This window comes from Streptomyces sp. NPDC100445, from assembly GCF_044759735.1.
GTDB lineage: Bacteria > Actinomycetota > Actinomycetes > Streptomycetales > Streptomycetaceae > Streptomyces.
In genome coordinates this window covers 520384-539519 of sequence record NZ_JBIVZV010000001.1, presented here as the reverse complement: position 1 = coordinate 539519, position 19136 = coordinate 520384, and the positions used below count along the sequence as shown (strand labels likewise).

Genomic DNA, 19136 nt, shown 5'->3' with positions numbered 1-19136 from the left:
TGCGGATCCCGTCGCACGGGAAGCGGGGGAATCGGCGGGAAGGCCGGGGCATGGCGGTCGCAGTCCTCGGTGGTCCGGGTGGACGTGGGTCAGATCCACGGAGGCAGCGCGGGGAGGCCGCCGGGTGCGTCGAGGGTGTCGCCGGTGCCGCGGCCACTGAGCCAGGCGAGGAGGTCCGCCGCTGTCCCGGAGACCGTGGGCCCCCCGTCCCCGAACCGGGCCAGTTCCTCACCGCCGGCGCCGTGCACGGTGAACGACGGCACGCCTTCGGCCCGGGCGTAGTAGCCGAGGACATCGGCCAGGACGATGTCCCGGGTCGCCGGCGGGATGTCCGCGACCTCGTGGCCGACGTCCAGGTCGACCAGGTGCAGGACGAGTTCGCGCAGCCGGATGACGAGGATGCGGCGCGGGGTGCACACCTCGCCGGTGAACGGCACGACGACGGCGTCCCAGGCGGGGCCGGGCAGCGTCTCGGCCGTGCGCTGCCAGTGCGCGGCGCTCTGCCGCACCCGGGCCACCAGCTCCGCGGCGCGCAGCCGAGCCCCGGCCTCTATCTCGGCGTCCCGGGCTTCACGGCTCGCGTACTGGGGGGTCCGGACGCCGGTACGGGCCCAGGTCAGCAGGCGTTCGAGCCCGGGGGCCTGGGCGGCGAGGTGGCTGAGCACATGCGCGCGGGTCCAGCCGGGCAGCCGGGACGGGGCGGCGATGTCCGCGTCGCTCAGACCGGCCACCGCCGCCAGCAACCGTTCGGCGGCGCGCGTCAGTTCACGGAAGGCCGTGGGACCGGGGTCGATCTCCTTCATCGGCGGTCTCCAGGAAGTCGGACCCGCCGGTGAGGCGGGCGAAGGAGGCGGTCAGTCAGGATGACGAGGACTCTCGTATTGCGGAAGTATATTTCCACTACGGATTCCAAGCTGCCACAGTCTGTTGAAGGCTGTCCATGCCGAATTCCGTGGTGCCGGGCCAACTCGGCTTTGCAGGAAGGTGTTTTCAGTCCGGGCACCCGGCGCGGCACGGACGCGACGACGCGAACGGGGCGCCACCCTCCGACCTCGGTGCTCTCCCGGACGCGCACCGGCCCCCGACAGACGCCATGACCTCGATGGAGCCGGCCCGGCGGTGGCAACCGCCTGGCTGCTGATTCCGCGGTGCCGGTATCGTCCGCTCTCCCGAACCGCCTTACCGGCGGCTCACGTCGAGAGAGTGACGCAGATGACCGGCCGGCGAGCGACGACGACCCTGTGGCGCCCCACCGGCCCCCGAGAGCTGGATCTGGTGCGCGAGCTGAACTGGCGGGCTTGGCCACCCCGATTGCCCGAGCAGCCGATCTTCTACCCGGTCCTGAACGAGGACTACGCCGTCAGGATCGCCCGGGACTGGAACGTGAAGCACGACGGCGCCGGCTTCGTCACTCGTTTCGAGGTCGACTCGGACTTCTTGAGCCGGTATCCCGTCCAGCAGGCCGGCGGGCGGACGATCCTCGAGCTCTGGGTTCCGGCCGAGGAACTGGACGACTTCAACGCGCACATCGTCGGTGAGATCCAGGTGGTCCACGAGTTCCGCTGAGGCTTCATCGGTCACGCGGTGCGAGTTCACAGGCGGCGCGCGAAGGCTTCGAGGGCGGCGAAGTCCTCGTCGCGCAGTCCGCGTCGGGGGTCGACGTGCCGCAGGAGCGCGGGGGCGTGGTGATGCGCGGCGACGAAGGCCCGTTCGGGTTCGCCGAGTTCGTCGTCGACCCAGGCGAAAGGGCGGCCGGCCGCGTGCGCGAGCAGGTGCGGTGTCTTCCACAACGTGCCGTCCGGGCCCGCCTCCAGTACCGCGGGCCATTCCACAACGGGCAGTTCGGGCAGGCCGAGCAAGGGGGCGATGAACGTGTTCGCCTCCGCGCCCCAGGTGGTCGCCCACACCACGTCGTAGCTCGCGCCCGCCTCCCGCAGCTTTCTTCCGTGCTCCGCGTTGAGCCACACACGCAGCGGCTTCACCTGGGCCCGTGGCACGCCGGGGTGCTGGTCGACCCATCCCTCGGGCTTCATGCGATGGGTCGAGTAACCCTGCGGGCGCCGCTCCGGCTTGGCCGCGTACGGGTTCAGTGGGCCGTCGACGTCGAGGTAGAGAAGGGGCCTTGCCACGACGTCCTCCTCCTGGCAGTCGGCTGAGGGGCGAGCGTAGCGCGACGTCGACCGCCCCAGGATCACGGGACGCGCGCGTCGGAGAAGGCCGCGGTGAACCGCCGCGTCACGGCGCGGTCTTGACCTGCACGTCGTGCAGCGAGGCGACGTAGGTCGCGACCGCGCGCCCGGCGGCCAGGAACGGTTCCGCGGAGCGCAACCCGCGGGCGAGGACGAACGCTCCCTCGATGGCGGTGAGCACGGCGTAGATGGCGCTGCGGGAGTCGGCCTCGGACAGTCCGCGGGTGGTCAGGTACCGACTGCCTTCGTCGACCCAGGTCCCCATCACCTCCGCGGCGACCTCGCGCAGCAAGGGTTCGGTGTCGGCGACCTCGGCCGTGACGGTGCCGACGGGGCACATGTTGGCCCAGCCCGTGGTCTCCATGTCCTCGGCGGCGGTGGCGAAGGCCGCCTCGATCCCGGTCGCGAGATCGGCGTGAGCGTCGAGCAGCAGTGGCAGCAACTGGATGTAGGCGGCCCCGGTGTGCCGCAGTGCCGCCGCCGCGACCTCGCGCTTGCCCCCTTTGAAGTGATGGTAGATGGAGCCGGTGGGGGCGCCGGCGGCGCGGGCGAGTTGGTTGATCCCCGTGGCGCCGTACCCCTGCTTGCGCAGCAGTTCCGCCATCGCCAGCGCGATCCGCTCGTCGGTCTTCACGTCCCTATGCTAGAACAGTCACTCTAGAGAGACCGTTCCAGCGGAGGCTGTCGTGCGGGAAGTCGAGCTTGCGGCCGGTGTCGTCGAGTACGACGTGACCGGATCCGGGCCACCGGTCGTCCTGCTCCACGGACTCCTGATGGACCACACGGTGTGGGACCGCGTATTACCGTTGCTGCCGCAGGGGTTCACGTACGTCCGTCCCGTTCTGCCCCTGGGTTCCCATCGGCGGCCCATGAAGCCGGACGCCGATCTCACGCTGCGCGGACAGGTCGGCCTGGTCGCCGACTTCCTCGACGCGCTCGACCTGGATGCCGTCACCCTTGTCCACGCCGACTGGGGCGGGGCGCTCTTCCTCACCGCGCACGGACGCGACCACCGCGTGGCCCGGCAGGTGATCCTCCCGTGCGAGGCGTTCGACAACTTCCCGCCCGGGCTGCCCGGCAAGATGGTCACCCTGGCCGCCCGGATGCCCGGGGGGCTGTGGTTCGCCGCTCGCCAACTGCGCGTCGGCCCGCTGCGCCGGCTGCCGATGCTGTTCGGGCTGATGGCCCGGCGACCGGTACCGGACGAGCTGATCCGCCGCTGGACCGAACCGCTCCTCAGAGACCCTCGTATCCGCCGTGACCTGCGCTCCTACTGCAACGGACCGCTCGACCGGGCGGAACTCGTCCGCCACACCGAGGCGCTGAGCCGGTTCCCCGGGCGGGCACTCGTCCTGTGGTCGCCCGACAACCGCGTGATGCCGCCCGAGCACGGCCACCGCCTGACGCGGCTGCTGCCCGCCGGACAGTACGCCGAGGTGCCGCACGCCTATGTGCTGTCGATGCTGGACGAACCCGAGACCGTGGCGCGCGAGATCGGACGATTCCTCACCTCTCCCGCTCCCGGTGAGCCGCCGGCCTGACGGTCCTTCCCGGGCGCGGTGAGCCACCGCGCCCCGTCACCGCTCGGCGGTCGCCCGTGGATCGACCTCGCAGTGATCGATCTCGTCCACGCGCCCCGTGCCGGGAACGGGCACCCGGACAGTCGCGCTGTCCTTGGCGGGGACCGACACCCGATCAGTGGTGTCCATCACGGTGCCACCCTGCCGGTCCTTGAAGCTGACCCTCACCGTGAAGCTGCCGTCACGGCCGTTCGGATTGCTGACCCGGACGGTCGCGTACGGGTCGTTGATGCTCGCGCAGCGCCTGAGCACGGCGGTCCCATCCGTCATGGGCCGGGCGGTACCACCGGAGGACGAGGCCGTGGGAGTGGAACGGTGGGTGGGCCGGTAACGGTACGTACCGCCACCGCTGCCACCGGTACTGGTCCCCGAGCCGTACGTGGCACCGCTGGACGAGCCCCCGTACGTACCACCGCTGGACGAGCCGCCACCGTGCGAGCCACCGCCACCCGACGTCGACGTACCGTCGTGGTCCTGGCTGGAGCTGCTACAGCCGCCCCCACCACCGCTGTGATGACCGCGGCTCCCGTGACCACGGCTCGAGGAGAACCCGGTCAGGGCCAGCACGACCAGTGCCGACACCGCTGTGAATCTGAGCCTGCGCCCCCGCGTGTACATGCCGCCACCCTACCCACGGCCACCGAACACGGTCCGAGCCGGCCGGGTCGAGCGACGACAAGGCGATTCACGTACCGGCGCCGTGGTGCGCTCGGAGCGGCCGGCCCACACGGCGCCGGCGCCTGCCTTCCGCGAGGCACGCCTGGACGGGCCGCTCGCACCGGCGGTGGACGATCAGAGCCACCGTCTGCGCCGCCGCCATCGATCCCAGCGCGAACAGGACACCGTTGGGCGCGGAGAACCGGTGGTGGACGCCGACCGCCTGCCGGACGGACATCAGCAGGGGGAAGTGCGTGATGTAGAGGGCGTACGAGGCTTCCCCGAGCGCCACCGCGGCGGGCCGCGCGAGGAGACGGCCCCTGCCGTGGACGTCCCGTACGGCCAGCCCGGCGATGACCAAGGAGAAAGGGACACTGGAGGTGGTCCCGAGGCAGTACGTCAGGGGGAGGAAGGGAGTGGCGGCGAGCCCCACCGCGAAGGCGCCGGCACGGGTCGGCGCGTTCAGCCTCGGCCAGTGCCCTTCCCTGACGAGGCGTGCGGTGACGATCCCGAGGACGAACTCCGGGAGCCGGGCGGGCGGGAAGACGTAAGCGAACCAGACCGACCTCACGCCGAGCGGCCACCCCGGGAGCGGGGGCCCGCCGAGTGCGAGCGCCACCGAGGGGAGCGCCAGGATCACGCAGGCGAGGAGCAGCCACGCGCGACGCAGGCCGGACCGGCTCAGGCTCCGGACGGCAGAGATCAGCCACGGGAACAGCAGGTAGAAGAAGGCTTCGCAACAAACCGACCAGGACGGGTCGTTGAAGCCGTTGAACACCTCCCGGGCAGGCACCCAGACTTTCACCAGGAGCAACTCGGCCGTCCCGCCCAGCGTCGTGGCGCTGCCGCCGGCCGCCATGGGACTGGGGGCGGTCGTGAACACGTAGAAGAGCGCGCCCAGGGTCCAGCCCAGCGCGTGGTTGGGGTAGATCCGCCAGAAGCGGCGTCGCCAGAAGGCTCCGGCCCGGTCTTCGGGCCGGTGCGACCAGGCGAGCACGAAGCCGGAAAGGACGAAGAACCCGGAGACCGGGCAGGTCGCCAGAGGCACCGCCGCCGACGAGAGCGCGGTCTGGAGTTCCGCGCCGAAGAGCATCGAACCCGAGAAGGTGTGGGCCGCCAGGACACAGGCCGCCAGGAGGAAGCGCAGGCCGGTCAGCGACGGAAGTCTTCCCGCGCCCGTGGGGGAGGGCATGCGACGGTGTCTCCTCCGCGCCTGGGCACTGGATTCGGCGACGGCCAATTTGCCACATCGACCGCCTGTCACCGCTCATCCCCGGCCGGGTGGGCCGCATCGTGTCGGGGTGTCGGCGCGACCGGGTGACACCCGTTGCCGGTACGCTCCGACACGCCGTCAACGGTGCGCCGACCGACTGTCGGCCGAAGCGCCGGACCACCGTCACCCGTCCGCCGGAGCCGGACCGCGACCGCCCACCCCCGGAGCGCCGGATCCCGACCGGCTCAGTTCGCGGTGGGTCGGTGCCCCTCGTCCGGCCCGGGGGCGCCCGGCCCCGCCGTGAGCACGCGCCGTCCGGTCACTCGCGGACCCGCTCCTCCACCGCGGGACGCGCGTCGTCGCCGGCCGCGCCCAGGCCCGCCAGCAGGCGCAGCCCGTCCTCGGTGGGGCTGCCGGGGGCGGCGGACATCACGATCAGCTCCATACCCGACTCGTCCGGCAGCGCGAAGTTCTCCTGGTGCAGTTCCAGCACTCCGATCAGCGGATGCCGGTAGGCCTTGCGTCCGTGTGCGCGGGCGCGTACGTCCGCGCGGGCCCAGAGCCGGCGGAAGCGCTCGCTGCCCATCGCCAGTTCGCCGACGAGGGAGGCCAAGCGCTGGTCCTCGGGGTATTTGCCGGCGGCCAGGCGCAGGTGCCCGACCACGTCGAGCGTGCACTTGTCCCAGTCCGCGTAGAGCCCGCGCTCGGTCTCCTCCAGGAAGATGTGGCGGGCGGTGTTCAGGCCCGGCAGCGGCCGGCTGTGGAGCAGCCCGGCGAGGCGGTTCCCGGCGAGCACGTCCAGGCGGTGGTTGATGATGAGCGCGGGGGCGTCGGGGACCAGGTCGAGGACGCGCAGCAACTCCGGTCTGACCCGCCCGCCCGGTGCCCGCGAGGGGCGCCGGCGCTGCCGCGTCAGTCGGCACAGGTGCTCGCGTTCCGTCGCGTCGAGCCCGAGGACGCGGGCCAGCGCGTCGAGGACCTGCTCGGAGGGCTGGGTCGCGCGGCCCTGCTCCAGGCGTACGTAGTAGTCGACGCTGACCCCGGACAGGTGCGCGACCTCTTCCCGGCGCAGCCCCTCGACCCGGCGACGGCTGCCGGTGGGTATGCCGACGGCGGCCGGGTCGACCCGGGACCGCCGGGTGCGCAGGAAGCTCGCAAGATCGTCCATGCCCCGAGTATCGCCCCGGCGGCGCCCGTGAAGGTGGTCCTGCCGTTACCAGGAAGTCCCGGCCGAGGGTTCGGGCGCCCCTGGATGCCGTGCGTCGCGGCCCCCAGGATCGAAGGCATCCGATCCGAAGGAGTCACCATGAAGACGCTGATCGTCCACGCCCACCCGGAGCCGAAGTCGCTCAACGGGGCACTGAAGGACCTCGCGGTGTCCACCTTGGAGAACGCCGGGCACGAGGTGCGGGTGAGTGATCTGTACGCGATGAACTGGAAGGCCGTCGTGGACGCCGCGGACTACGGTCCCGAGGCCTCACGCCCGCTGAAGGTCGCCCGGGACTCGGGCCGGGCCTTCGACGCCGGGACGCTCACCGCGGACGTCCGCGCCGAGCAGGAGAAGCTGCTGTGGGCCGACACGATCATCCTCCAGTTCCCGCTCTGGTGGTACACGATGCCGGCGATCCTCAAGGGCTGGGTGGACCGGGTGTTCACCTTCAACTTCGCGTACGGCGTCGGTGAGCACAGCGACACCAAGTACGGCGAGCGCTTCGGCGAAGGCACCCTCGCGGGCAGGAAGGCCCTGTTGTCGGTGACCGCCGGCGGCCCGGAGTCGCAGTACGCGGCTCGCGGGATCAACGGCCCCATCGACGATCTGCTGTTCCCGATCCAGCACGGCATCCTCTACTACCCGGGCATCGAGGTACTGCCGCCGTTCGTGCTGTTCGGCACCGACCGGATGACCGACGAGGACTACCCGGACGTCGCCAAGGCCTGGGAACAGCGCCTCCTCACGCTGGAGTCGACCGAGCCGATCCCCTTCCGGCGGCAGAACTTCGGCGACTACGAGATTCCCTCGCTGCACCTGAAGGAGGGGCTGGAGCCCGCGGGCCGCACGGGTTTCGGGCTGCACGTGCGCGACTGACCGACGCCCTCCCGGTCCGCGACGGTGCCTGCCGCCGGTACGCGCCCCGGCGGTGGCGTCCGGCACGCCACCGCCGGGAGGACCGAGGGGCGGGCCACCCGCCCGGTGTCCCTTCAGGGCGGGGGCAGACCGCGTTCGTAGCCCCTGACCCCGTAGTGCCGGAGCATGCGCGACACCCGCTCCCCGCACCGGCCTCGTCAAGAGGTCGAGCAGGTTGTCGTACAGGTCCGGCCCCGTGCCTACCGTCGGCGGCGCCTCGCCCTGTCGAAGCCCGTACTTCTCCTCGACCAGGGGCCTGGTCTCGGGAACGCGCTCGACCAGAAGGGCCAGCACCTCGTCGTCGGTGATCACAGCGTCACCGCCACCCGGTCAGCGGACGTCGATGACGGCTTTGCCCGGCACGCGGCCGCGCGCCAGTTCGGCGGTTGCCCGCGCCACATCCGTCCAGTCGGTACGCAGGGCGACCTGCGCGTCCAGTTCGCCGCGGGCGGTGAGCGCGGCGAGCCACGTGAGGTCCGCGCCCAGGCCGGCGGAGTCGTCCAGGAGGTAGTAGGTGGTGATCTGGCGGTTGTGGCGACGGCCGTCGCCGAAGAGGGCTCCGTAGGGGAACTGCTCGCCCTCGCCGGAGATGTGACCCGCGCTGACCAGCACACCGTGCTCGGCCAGGGCACCGTGCGCGGCGACCATGTGCGCGCCGCCGACCAGTTCGACCACGCCGTGCACCGGCTCCAGGTGCCGCAGCGCGCCCAGGTCGGTGACGATCTCGTCGGCGCCCAGTGCGCGCAGCGCGTCCGCCTTCGCCGGATCGCTCGTCACCGCGGTGACGTGTGCGCCGCCCCGGGCCGCGAGCTGGAGGGTGAAGCGGCCCACGCCGCCGCCCGCGCCGGTCACCAGGACACGCCGCCCCAGGACGGGGCCGATCCGGTGCAGGGCGCGCAGGGCCGTGCCCGCCGCGACCGGCAGCGTGCTGATCGGGCCGAGGTCCGCTCCCTCGGGGACGGTACCGATCAAGTCGGTGTCGACGGCCCGCAGTTCAGCCCAGGCTCCGTCCGCCCCCACCGTGACGACGGGCGTGCCGGCCGCGGGGCCGGAGCCGTCGGCGGCCGCCCGGACCACCACGCCCGCGGCGTCCCAGCCGGGCACCGCGCCGGTCTCACCCTCGGGGATGACGTGGTTGACCTCGCCGGCGTTGAGGGAGAACGCGTGGACCCGCACCAGGGCCTGATGGGCGGTGGGTTCGGGGTCGGCCACCGAGGCGAGAGCGAGGTGTCCGGGCGCGGCGTGATCGATCGTCAATGCCTTCATGACGAGAGAGTGCCACTGAGTGGCATAAGCGCACAAGGGGCAAGGGTGACTGATAGGCTGACGCCGTGAACGAGGCCCCGAAGGAACTGCCGCTGCGCGAGCGCAAGAAGCTGCGAACCCGCCAGGCGCTGGTCGACACGGCCCTGGAGCTGTTCACCGCACGGGACTTCGCGACGGTCACCCTGGACGAGATCGTGGACGCGGTCGAGGTCTCCAAGCGCACCTTCTTCCGCGTGTTCACCTCGAAGGAGGACGTGGCCCTGGCTCCGGAGAAGGAGCTGTGGGCCGCCTACCTCGCGGACATCGAGAGCAGGCCCCTGACCGCCGAGCACCTGCTCGCCGCCTACGAGGACGCGCTGTTCGCGGCCCTGGAGCACATGGCGGACGGCTGGGAACGGCGTTTCCTGGCCAGTCGCAGCCTGGCCGACCGCACCCCGGCGCTGACCGCGCACAGCCTGCGCCACTGCTCGGAGGTCTCCGCCGGCGTCGTACGGATCACGTCGGACCGGCTGGCCGGCGGGTCGCCCGGCCGTGTCGAGGTGCGCCTCCTGCTCGACCTCATGCTGGGCGCCTGGCACTGCGCACTCGAGGCATGGACCGCGCCGGACACCGCCGAGCGGGACCGCGCGGCACTCGTCCGGCACATGCGCCGGGCGTTCTCGGCGATCCCCGCGGTCGCGGCGCTGGCGGCACGACAGGGTTAGCCAACCCCCGCTGGGCAGGGCGGAGGCGGTTCCGGGCGGGGAGGCCGCGTCTGCGACGATCCTCGGGTGGACTACCCGAACGACCAGGCCCCCGGCGCCCCCGTCCGCTCCGGCATCCCGGAGCACGGGCGCATCCCCAAGTACTACGCGGTCAAGGCCCGCATCGACGGACTCGTCGCCGAACTGGGGGAGGGCGGCGTGATCCCCACCGAACGCGACCTCGCCGAGCGGTACGACGTGGCCCGCGAGACCGTCCGGCAAGCCCTGCGCGAACTGGTGCTCGAGGGCAAGCTGCGCCGGCAGGGGCGCGGCACGGTGGTCGCCGGGCCCAAGCTGGAGCAGCCGCTGTCCCTGGCGAGCTACACCGAGGGCGTGCGCCGCCAGGGCCGTACCCCGGGCCGCGCCCTCGTCACCCTGGACCGCTTCCCCTGTCCGGACGCCCTCGCCGCCGAGACCGGGCTGACGCGCGGCGAGCCCGTCTGGCACCTGGAGCGGGTGCTCCTCGCCGACGACGAGCGGGTCGGCCTGGAGAGCACCTATGTCGCCGTGGCCCGCGTGCCCGGCCTGGACACCGACTTCGAGCCGGACTCCTCCTTCTACGGCTACCTCCGCAGCCGCGGCATCGCGTTCGGCGACGCCGACGAGCGCATCGAGACGGTGCTGGCCACCCCGCGCGAGGCGCTGCTGATCGGCACGCCGCCCGCGCTGCCCATGCTGCTCATCCACCGTGTCTCCCGGGACGCGGACGGTGGGCCGCTGGAACGGGTGCGCAGCCTGTACCGGGGGGACCGGTTCTCCTTCACCGCGCACCTGCGCGGCTGAGGCCGACCCACGGCCGGGCCCCTCCGCGCCCGGCCACCACCCTCGCCTTTTGGTAACGAGATGATAACGGGTCTAGTCCAAACGTGATGCCTCGTTCATGCTCCCGTTGGTGTCCGGACCGATCCGGTTCCCCCGGCGAGAGGAGCGTGACCGACGTGAGAGTGACAGTCGTCGGAGGCGGCGTGGTGGGAACCATGCACGCCTGGCAAGCAGTCCAGCGCGGCCATGAGGTCGTACAGATCGAGCGTGAGAGCGAGGCGCGCGGAGCTTCCCTGCGCAACTTCGGCCAGATCTGGATCAGTGGCCGAGCGGGGGGCGAGGAGCTGGAAACGGCCCTGCGGGCGCGCGAGCTGTGGCAGGAGATCGGCGCGCGGGTGCCCGCGCTCGGCTTCCGCCCCAACGGCTCGCTGACCCCCGTCCGCAGCGACCTCGAACTCGCCGTCTCCGAGGCCGCGGTGGCCCGCGCGGACGCCCCGGCCCGCGGCTACGAGCTGCTCACGCCGGACCGGGCCCGCGCCCTGAACCCCGCCCTGCGCGGCGAGTTCACCGCCGCCCTGCACTGCGCACGCGACGCCGCCGTCGAACCGCGCACCGCGCAGATCGCCCTGCGCGCCGAACTGGCGAGGTCCCCGCACTACACCTTCCTGCCGGGCCGCGAGGTCCGCGAGGTGATCGGGGAGAACGCGGTCCGCGACGACCACGGTGACGTGCACCGCGCCGACGTCGTGATCCTGGCCACCGGCGCCTGGCTCGGCGGCCTGGTGCGCGAACTGGTGGGCCCCGACCTGCCCGTGCGCCGGGTGCGGCTACAGATGATGCAGACCGCCCCGCTCGACGAGACCCTGACCACCTCGGTCGCCGACGCCGACAGCTTCCGCTACTACCCGGCGTACGTCTCGCCCGCACTCGACCGGCTCGACGCCGGACAGCCGCAGGCGAGGACGGCCGCCGCCCATCGCATGCAACTGCTGATGGTGCAGCGCGCCGACGGCGGCCTGACCATCGGCGACACCCACGAGTACGAGCACCCCTTCGCCTTCGACACCGTCGAGGCCCCCTACGACCACCTCACCGGAGTCGTCGAGTCCCTGCTGGGCCGGGCGCTGCCCCCGATCCGGCACCGCTGGGCCGGGGTGTACGCCCAGTGCACCGACCCGCGCCAGGTCGTGCACCGGCAGCAGGTGCGCGAAGGCGTGTGGCTGGTCACCGGGCCCGGCGGGCGCGGCATGACCTGCTCACCCGCGATAGCCGAGACCACCGCGAACGAACTGAACTGGTGACCCGCATGACGAACCACGACATCCGCCTCGTCGTCCTCGACATGGCCGGCACGACCGTCGCCGACGGCGGCCTCGTCGAGCAGGCCTTCGAGACGGCCGCCGCCGAACTGGGCGTCGAGCCCGGCAGCGACGACCACGCCGAGAAACTCGCCTACGTACGCGCCACCATGGGCGAGTCGAAGATCTCCGTCTTCCGGCACCTGTTCGGCACCGAGGACCTCGCCCGGCGGGCCAACGCCGCCTTCGAGAAGGCCTACGGCGACCTCGTCGACGGCGGCCTGATCGCACCGGTCCCCGGCGCCCGCGAGGCCGTCGAACGGATCCGGGCCACCGGCCGCACCGTCGTGCTGACCACCGGCTTCGCCCGTACCACCCAGGACGCCGTCCTCGACGCGCTCGGCTGGCGCGACCTCGTGCCGCTCACCCTGTGCCCGGCCGACGCCGGCGGGCGCGGACGGCCGTACCCCGACATGGTGCTGGAGGCATTCCTGCGCACGAAGGCCGCGGACGACGTCCGTCAGGTCGCCGTCGTCGGTGACACCTCCTACGACATGCTCAGCGGCGTACGGGCCGGAGCCGCAGTGGTGGCCGGGGTGCTGACCGGCGCGCACCGCGAGCCGGAGCTGCGCCGGGCCGGCGCCACCCACGTCCTCGCCTCCGTAGGGTCGTTGCCGGGAGTACTCGGATGAGCAGCGGCATCCGGTTCGAGGGCGTCACCGTCGCCTACGGCGGCCACGTCGTCCTCGACTCCCTCGACCTCACCGTCGAACCCGGCGAGGTCATGGCACTGCTCGGGCCGTCCGGATCCGGCAAGACCACCGCACTGCGGGCGGTCGCCGGGTTCGTGCGGCCCGCCGCGGGGCGCGTGCACCTCGGCGGCCGGGACGTCACCGACCTGCCGCCGCACCGGCGCGGCATCGGCATGGTCGTCCAGAGCTACGCGCTCTTCCCGCACCTGCGGGTCGAGGACAACGTCGCCTTCGGGCTCAAGGCACGCAAGGCCGCCAAGGAGGAGATCCGCACCCGGGTCGCCGAGGCACTGGACCTGGTCGGCATGGCCCATCACGCCCGCCGCCACCCGCGGGAGCTGTCCGGCGGCCAGCAACAGCGCGTCGCCATCGCCCGCGCGCTCGCCATCCGGCCCTCGGTGCTCCTGCTGGACGAGCCGCTCTCCGCGCTCGACGCCCGGCTGCGCTCCGGCATGCTCACCGAATTGGCCCGCCTGCACCGCGAACTGCCCGACGTGTCGATGCTGTACGTCACCCACGACCAGGTCGAGGCCCTCACCCTCGCCGACCGGATCGCGGTGATGGACCAGGCCCGGCTCCAGGCCTGCGGGACACCACGCGAGCTGTACCGGGCGCCCGCGAACGCGTTCACCGCGTCCTTCGTCGGCAATGCCAACCTGCTGCCGGTCACCGTGACCGGCGGCGGGGTCCGCCTCGGTGAGGCGCCGATCGAGGTCGCCACCGGCGGTGCCACGGCCGGGGCCGAGGCCACCCTGTGCGTACGCCCCCACCTCGTCGGCCTGGGTGCGGGCCCCAACGCGCTCATCGGTACGCTCACCGACCTCCAGTGGCGCGGCGCCACCCACCGGCTGTACGTCGACGTGGACGGCCACCGGATCATGGCCGACCTGCGCGAACTGGAGGACCCGCCGGCGCTGGGCGACCGGGTCACCCTGCACTTCGCGCCGCGGGACGCCACCTTGCTCGCGGCCGGGATGAGCGCCGCACCGCGGCCCGCGGCCCCGCTCGCCGCCGGGGCGGGCGATGAGTAGGCCACCGAGGACGCCACTCGCGGCACCGGCGGCCGGCCGCACCCGGCCGCCCCGCGACAGCCGCCCCCTGTGGGCGCTGCCCCCCGTCGCCCTGCTCGCCGTCCTCTTCCTCTACCCCCTCGCCCTCGTCGTCCGGCAGTCCTTCCGGCCGGACAGCGGCGGCACGTCGCTGGAGCCGTACGCCGACGTCCTCGCCTCCACCGCCTTCCGCGAGGCGCTGTGGACGACGGTGTGGCTCGCCCTCGCCGCGACCGCCGGGTGCCTGGTGCTCGGCTTCCTGCTGGCACTGGTCATCGCCTTCGTGCCGTTCCCCGGCGCGAAGGCGGTCGCCCGGTTCATCGACGTCTTCCTGTCCTTCCCGTCCTTCCTCGTCACGCTCGCCCTGCTGTTCGTCTACGGCAGCGCCGGCCTGGCCAACGGGATGTGGACGTCCGTCACCGGCACCGCCGAGGGACCCTTCGCCTTCCTGACCACACCGTGGGGCGTCCTGCTCGCGGAAGTCACCTACTTCACGCCGTTCGTCGTGCGGCCGCTGCTCGCCGCGTTCGCCCAACTCGACACCGCCCAGCTGGAGGCGGCGGGTTCACTGGGCGCCCGCGCGCCGCGCATCGTACGGCGGATCATCCTTCCGGAGGCGCTGCCCGCACTCGCCGCCGGCGGCAGCCTCGTCCTCGTCCTGTGCCTCAACGAGTTCGGCATCGTGCTGTTCACCGGCGCCAAGGGCGTCACCACGCTGCCGACCCTCGTCTACGGCAAGGCGATCCTGGAGTCCGACTACCCGGGCGCCTGCGTGGTCGCCGTCGTCAACGTCGTCCTCTCCGTGGGCCTGTACGGCCTCTACCGGGTGGTGAGCCGTCGTGCTGGTGCATAGCCGGGGCGCCAGGTGGACGATCTGGGCGCTGTTCGCCCTGCTCTTCCTGCCCGTGTTCGCGCTGCCGCTCCTCGTCGTCCTCGGCGCCTCCTTCGCCACCCACTGGTCGAGCGTCCTGCCCTCCGGCCCGACCCTCGCCCACTACCGGGCCGCCACCCGCGGCGAGGCCCTCCAGGCGCTCACCACCAGCCTGCTCACCGCGCTGGCCGCGAGCCTGCTCGCCCTGATCGCCGGCACCTGGGCCGCCCTGGCCGCCGCGGCCCTGCGGAAACGTCACCGACGGCTGGTGGACGCCCTGTTCGTCCTCCCCGTCGCGGTACCGTCCGTCGTCGTCGGCCTGTCCGTGCTGGTCGCCTTCTCCGAGCCGCCCCTGCTGCTCAACGGCACCCGCTGGATCGTGATCCTCGCCCACACCGTGCTGGTCACCGCCTTCGCCCACCAGTCGGTGTCGGCCGCTATCCGCCGCCTCGACCCGGCCTTCGAGCAGGCCGCAGCCTCCCTCGGCGCGAGCCCGGCGTACGTGCTGCGCCGGGTGCGGCTCCCGCTGCTGCTGCCCTCGCTCACCGCCGCAGCCGGCCTGTGCTTCGCCCTGTCCATGGGCGAACTGAGCGCCACGATGATGCTCTACCCGCCCGACTGGACCCCGCTGCCCGTCCTGATCCACGCGGCCACCGACCGCGGCGCCCTGTTCGCCGGCTCCGCCGTCGCGGTGGTCCTCATGACGGCGACGCTGTTGGTGCTGTTCGCCCTCTCTCGCGTCCGCACCCGGGCCTCCTACCGCTGACCCACACCCCTCCATCCGACCGGAGTGAGCCTCGCCATGCCCAGATACAGTCTCAAGGCCGCCACCGCCCTCGCCGGCCCCCTCCTGCTCACCGCCCCGCTGCTCACCGCGTGCGGGTCGTCCTCCGACGCCTCCGACGCCAAGTCCGTCACCGTCTACAGCGCCGACGGACTCAAGGGCGAGAACGGCGACGGCTGGTACGACCGCGTCTTCACGGACTTCGAGAAGCGGACCGGCATCAAGGTCAAGTACGTCGAGGGCGGCTCCGGCGAGATGGTGCAGCGCACCGCCCGCGAGCGGAGCAACCCACAGGCCGACGTGCTCGTCACCCTGCCGCCGTTCATCCAGCAGGCCGACGGCAAGGGCCTGCTGCGCAAGTACACCCCCAAGGGCTCCGAACGGGTCAGCAGCGCCGACAGGGCCGCCGACGGCACCTGGACGGCGGTCGTCAACAACTACTTCGGGTTCGTCTACAACAAGGAGAAGCTGACCCGGGCCCCGAAGACCTGGCAGGAACTGCTGGACGGCAGGTACAGGAACAAGCTCCAGTACTCCACGCCCGGCGTCGCCGGCGACGGCACCGCCGTCCTCGTCAAGGCCATGCACGACTTCGGCGGCAAGCGGGCCGCCCTGGACTACCTGGGCAAGCTCCAGGACAACAACGTCGGCCCGTCCGCCTCCACCGGCAAGCTCGCCCCGAAGGTCGACAAGGGCGAACTCCTCGTCGCCAACGGCGATGTGCAGATGAACTACGCCCAGTCCAGGACCATGCCCCACCTGGGCCTCTGGTTCCCCGCCGGCCGGGACGGCAGGCCCACCACGTTCGCGCTGCCCTACGCGGCCGGCCTGGTCACCGGGGCCCCGCACAACGAGAACGGCAGGAAGCTCATCGACTTCATGCTCGACCGGGCGGCGCAGCAGCAGGTCAGCGAGGTCGGCGGCGGTTTCGGCGTCCGCACCGACGTGGAGGCCACCGACGCCAACGCCGTCGCGCTGGCCCAGCTGATGCGCGGCGTGAAGGTCTTCGAGCCGGACTGGGCCGACATCGAGAAGAACCTCACCGCGTACGTCGACGACTGGAAGTCCGCCACCGGCAGCTGACCGCCCCGGCGGCCCCGCATCACACCGCCCACCCCCGTACCGGCCCGGAACCGGCGCCGCACACACCCGACCCCGGAGGATCACGTGTCACGCCACCCGTCCCGCCGCACCCTCCTCGTCTCCGCCGCGGCCCTCGCCGTCGCCGCCGGCCCCCTCGCCACCGTCGCCCGCGCCGCGGCCCGCACCCCGAAGGTGCTGGTCATCGGCCTGGACGGTGCCCTGCTGAGTCGGATCAAGGACGCCGACGCACCGAACCTCGACGCCCTGATGGCGGCCGGGCTCACCGCGCCGAGCAGCATCCACGCCGCCCCGCTGGCGCCCACCCTGTCCGGCCCGGGCTGGTCCACGCTGATCACCGGCGTCTGGCCCGACAAGCACAACGTCAAGGACAACGCCTTCACCGGCAACAGGTTCGCCCAGTACCCCGACTTCCTCACCCGCGTGGAGACCGCGAAGCCGGAGCTGACGACGTACGCGGTCTCCTCCTGGGCGCCGCTCACGGACACCGTCTTCTCGGCGAAGGTCGGCACCCGCGTCTCCACCCCGAGCGCCGAGTACGACACCGGCACCACCGCCCGCGCGGTCGCCGAGCTGCGGGACGGCGCCCCGGACGCGATGTTCGCGCAGCTCGACGGCGTCGACCACGCCGGCCACAGCCACGGCGCCGCCTCGCAGCAGTACCTGGACGCCATCCGGACCGCGGACGCGCAGGTCGGGCAGCTGATCAAGGCCGTGGAAGCCCGCCCGTCCTACGCGGACGAGGACTGGCTCATCATGATCACGGCCGACCACGGACACACCGACGCCGGTGGTCACGGCGGCTCCAGCCTCCCGGAACGCCAGACCTTCCTGATCGCCACCGGCCCGACGCTCGCGCCCGGTTCGGTCCGCCACGACGTGAGGATGCCGGACGTCGCCGCCTCCGCGCTCGCCCACCTCGGCATCGCGATCGACCCCGCCTGGGGCCTGGACGGCCGCCCCGTGCAGCAGCCCGCCCCGGACGACTTCGACACCCTCCGCGGACAGTTGCGGACCCGGGCCGACGAGAGCGGTGTCCCGGCCGGACTCGTCGGCTTCACCCACACCCCGCCGCCGGGCTGGACGGTCGACAACTCCGCGATGGGCGGCGGCGGGGTCACCGAGTGGCGCGGCTGGTCCTTCACCACGGACGAGTTCTGGACCCAGGCACAGCGCGACCAGAACCGCGAGTGCAACGTCCGCGCCCGCGACGTCTTCGCGGTCGCCGACGGCGACGAGTGGAGCGACAAGACCGTCACCGGCACCTTCGACTCCACCCTGGTCAGCCCGACGTACCCGGTCACCGGCGGCCGCACCGCCACCCTGACGTACACGACGTTCTACCGGCACGAGGCCCCGCAGAAGGGCGAGGTCCTCGTCTCCTACGACGACGGCGCCCCGGTGAGCGTCCGGACCTACACGGCGGACGTGCCCTCCCGCACCGAGACCGTCACCCTCCGGGTCCCGGCCGGCGCCACCTCCGCCCGCGTCCGCTTCCGCTACACCGGGGGCGACAACTGGTACTGGGTGGTCGACGGCGTACACGTCCGACCCTGATTCCTCGATGCGGCAGGGTGACGAGGGCGTCGGCCCGAGGGGCGCGGGCCCTCGGGCCGACGGCCCGGCCGCGGCGGCCCCGCCGCCGGTCGCCGGTAGGCTGCGACGGTGCGTACGGTCGAGCTCCTGTTGGACACGGCGGCGGACCTCGCGATCCGGGAGGCCTGGCGGCGACTGGCGGACGCGGGGCTGCCCAGTCAGGCGCGCCACCGCTCACCGACCAACAGCCCGCACCTCACCCTGGCCGCCTGCCCGGAGCTGACCGCCCCCATCCGCTGGGAGCTCGCCGAGGTCGCGGCCGCCCTGCCGCTGCCGGTGCGCTGCACCGGCGTCGTCCGTTTCGAGCGGCCCGTCTCCGTGCTGGCCTGGGCGCTGGACCTCGACCCCGCCCTGGCCGGCCTGCACCGCCGGGTGTGGGAGGCGGTGGCCTCGGACAGCCCGCCCCAGACCCTCAACCCCTTGCACGCGCCCGGACGGTGGAGCCCGCACATCACCCTCGGCCGGACCCGCAGGGCCGGCGCCTTCGCGGACCGGCGGGTCCCCGAGCTGCTGCCGACGCCACCCCCGGCGCTCCGACTCACCACGCTGCGCAGCTACGACACCGAGACCGGCGCCCTGGAGGTCCTGGAGCCCCGCCCCTGAACCGCCCCCCGGCGTTCCGGAGCGGCCCGGTACCAGGATCAGACCGGCAGCAGTGCCTCGATCCGGGCGACGACGTCCGGGGCGTCCGGTTTGACGCGTGAACCGATGCGGTGTGCCACCCGGCCGTCGGGCGAGACGAGGAACTTCTCGAAGTTCCACTCGACGTCCCGGGCGATCCCGTGCTCGTCGGGGACGGCGGTGAGCACCTCGTAGACCGGGTGCCGCCGCGCGCCGTTGACGTCCACCTTCTCGAAGAGGGGGAAGGTGACGTCGTAGGTGGTCGAGCAGAACGCCCGGATCTCCCCGGGTGTGCCCGGCTCCTGTTCCCCGAACTGGTTGCAGGGGAAGCCCAGCACCGCGAACCCGCGGGGCCCGTAGCGGCGGTGCAGTGCTTCCAGCGCCGCGTACTGCGGTGTCCGCCCGCACCGCGAGGCGACGTTGACCACGAGCAGGGCCTTCCCCCGGTAGGGGCTCAGGTCGCCGGGCTCCCCGGCGAGGGTGCGGACGGGAATGTCGTACAGGCTCATCTCGGTGTGTCGCTCCGCTC

The 19136-nt window shown here is 72.6% G+C and carries 21 protein-coding genes; 13 read left to right on the top strand and 8 right to left on the bottom strand.

Annotated features, from left to right (window positions below; translation table 11 throughout):
* Positions 1-89 precede the first annotated feature (89 nt).
* Positions 90-803: a maleylpyruvate isomerase family mycothiol-dependent enzyme gene (locus ACIQVT_RS02395; RefSeq protein WP_403746156.1), complete on the bottom strand. Its 714-nt coding sequence runs from the start codon at positions 801-803 to the stop codon at positions 90-92.
* 409 nt (positions 804-1212) lie between these two features.
* Here ACIQVT_RS02395 and ACIQVT_RS02390 point away from each other — a divergent pair, with 409 nt between their 5' ends.
* On the top strand, positions 1213-1566 hold the full coding sequence (locus ACIQVT_RS02390; RefSeq protein ID WP_403746151.1) for a hypothetical protein: 354 nt from the start codon (positions 1213-1215) through the stop codon (positions 1564-1566).
* 26 nt (positions 1567-1592) lie between these two features.
* Here ACIQVT_RS02390 and ACIQVT_RS02385 read toward each other — a convergent pair whose 3' ends face one another.
* A complete protein-coding gene (locus ACIQVT_RS02385; protein WP_403746148.1) occupies positions 1593-2129 on the bottom strand; it encodes an HAD domain-containing protein in 537 nt (178 codons plus the stop codon).
* Between the two features lie 106 nt (positions 2130-2235).
* Complete coding sequence (locus ACIQVT_RS02380; RefSeq protein WP_403746146.1) at positions 2236-2823, bottom strand: TetR/AcrR family transcriptional regulator; 588 nt, start codon at positions 2821-2823, stop codon at positions 2236-2238.
* A gap of 52 nt (positions 2824-2875) precedes the next feature.
* Here ACIQVT_RS02380 and ACIQVT_RS02375 point away from each other — a divergent pair, with 52 nt between their 5' ends.
* Complete coding sequence (locus ACIQVT_RS02375) at positions 2876-3730, top strand: alpha/beta fold hydrolase (RefSeq protein ID WP_403746140.1); 855 nt, start codon at positions 2876-2878, stop codon at positions 3728-3730.
* Between the two features lie 36 nt (positions 3731-3766).
* Here ACIQVT_RS02375 and ACIQVT_RS02370 read toward each other — a convergent pair whose 3' ends face one another.
* The 3 genes from ACIQVT_RS02370 to ACIQVT_RS02360 all read right to left on the bottom strand — a co-directional run bounded on the left by ACIQVT_RS02370 (position 3767) and on the right by ACIQVT_RS02360 (position 6807).
* Positions 3767-4039, bottom strand: coding sequence for a hypothetical protein (locus ACIQVT_RS02370; protein ID WP_403746135.1), 273 nt, complete (start codon positions 4037-4039; stop codon positions 3767-3769).
* A 415-nt stretch (positions 4040-4454) separates the two neighbouring features.
* A complete protein-coding gene (locus ACIQVT_RS02365; protein WP_403746133.1) occupies positions 4455-5618 on the bottom strand; it encodes an acyltransferase family protein in 1164 nt (387 codons plus the stop codon).
* 340 nt (positions 5619-5958) lie between these two features.
* Entirely contained in the window at positions 5959-6807 is an 849-nt protein-coding gene (locus ACIQVT_RS02360; protein WP_403746126.1) for a helix-turn-helix transcriptional regulator, read from the bottom strand.
* A 138-nt stretch (positions 6808-6945) separates the two neighbouring features.
* Here ACIQVT_RS02360 and ACIQVT_RS02355 point away from each other — a divergent pair, with 138 nt between their 5' ends.
* Entirely contained in the window at positions 6946-7725 is a 780-nt protein-coding gene (locus ACIQVT_RS02355; protein ID WP_403746122.1) for an NAD(P)H-dependent oxidoreductase, read from the top strand.
* Positions 7726-8094: 369 nt separating this feature from the next.
* On the opposite strand, the gene ACIQVT_RS02350 is transcribed toward ACIQVT_RS02355, so the two are convergent.
* Positions 8095-9030 (bottom strand): zinc-binding dehydrogenase, encoded by a 936-nt coding sequence (locus ACIQVT_RS02350; RefSeq protein WP_403746119.1) that lies wholly within the window; start codon positions 9028-9030, stop codon positions 8095-8097.
* 65 nt (positions 9031-9095) lie between these two features.
* Between ACIQVT_RS02350 and ACIQVT_RS02345 the strand changes: the two genes are divergently transcribed.
* The 10 genes from ACIQVT_RS02345 to ACIQVT_RS02300 all read left to right on the top strand — a co-directional run bounded on the left by ACIQVT_RS02345 (position 9096) and on the right by ACIQVT_RS02300 (position 18589).
* Positions 9096-9734: a TetR/AcrR family transcriptional regulator gene (locus ACIQVT_RS02345; RefSeq protein ID WP_403746113.1), complete on the top strand. Its 639-nt coding sequence runs from the start codon at positions 9096-9098 to the stop codon at positions 9732-9734.
* 66 nt (positions 9735-9800) lie between these two features.
* A complete protein-coding gene (locus tag ACIQVT_RS02340) occupies positions 9801-10556 on the top strand; it encodes a GntR family transcriptional regulator (protein ID WP_403746111.1) in 756 nt (251 codons plus the stop codon).
* Positions 10557-10711: 155 nt separating this feature from the next.
* Positions 10712-11836: a TIGR03364 family FAD-dependent oxidoreductase gene (locus ACIQVT_RS02335; protein WP_403746108.1), complete on the top strand. Its 1125-nt coding sequence runs from the start codon at positions 10712-10714 to the stop codon at positions 11834-11836.
* A gap of 5 nt (positions 11837-11841) precedes the next feature.
* Positions 11842-12525 carry an HAD family hydrolase gene (locus ACIQVT_RS02330; protein ID WP_403746105.1) on the top strand — a complete coding sequence of 228 codons (684 nt, stop codon included), beginning with the start codon at positions 11842-11844 and terminating at the stop codon, positions 12523-12525.
* Entirely contained in the window at positions 12522-13616 is a 1095-nt protein-coding gene (locus tag ACIQVT_RS02325; RefSeq protein WP_403746103.1) for an ABC transporter ATP-binding protein, read from the top strand. Before ACIQVT_RS02330 ends, ACIQVT_RS02325 begins: the two co-directional genes overlap by 4 nt.
* On the top strand, positions 13609-14487 hold the full coding sequence (locus tag ACIQVT_RS02320) for a 2-aminoethylphosphonate ABC transporter permease subunit (RefSeq protein ID WP_403746100.1): 879 nt from the start codon (positions 13609-13611) through the stop codon (positions 14485-14487). The genes ACIQVT_RS02325 and ACIQVT_RS02320 overlap by 8 nt, the downstream gene beginning before the upstream one ends.
* The gene (locus ACIQVT_RS02315) at positions 14474-15271 is read left to right on the top strand and encodes an ABC transporter permease (RefSeq protein WP_403746096.1); all 798 of its coding nucleotides are present in this window, start codon (positions 14474-14476) and stop codon (positions 15269-15271) included. Before ACIQVT_RS02320 ends, ACIQVT_RS02315 begins: the two co-directional genes overlap by 14 nt.
* A 36-nt stretch (positions 15272-15307) precedes the next feature.
* Complete coding sequence (locus tag ACIQVT_RS02310; protein WP_403746094.1) at positions 15308-16372, top strand: 2-aminoethylphosphonate ABC transporter substrate-binding protein; 1065 nt, start codon at positions 15308-15310, stop codon at positions 16370-16372.
* 84 nt (positions 16373-16456) lie between these two features.
* The gene (locus tag ACIQVT_RS02305) at positions 16457-17947 is read left to right on the top strand and encodes an alkaline phosphatase family protein (protein ID WP_403746091.1); all 1491 of its coding nucleotides are present in this window, start codon (positions 16457-16459) and stop codon (positions 17945-17947) included.
* A 108-nt stretch (positions 17948-18055) separates the two neighbouring features.
* Positions 18056-18589, top strand: a complete 534-nt coding sequence (locus ACIQVT_RS02300; protein WP_403746089.1) for a 2'-5' RNA ligase family protein — start codon at positions 18056-18058, stop codon at positions 18587-18589.
* 38 nt (positions 18590-18627) lie between these two features.
* On the opposite strand, the gene ACIQVT_RS02295 is transcribed toward ACIQVT_RS02300, so the two are convergent.
* Positions 18628-19116 (bottom strand): glutathione peroxidase, encoded by a 489-nt coding sequence (locus ACIQVT_RS02295; RefSeq protein ID WP_403746087.1) that lies wholly within the window; start codon positions 19114-19116, stop codon positions 18628-18630.
* Positions 19117-19136: the final 20 nt, after the last annotated feature.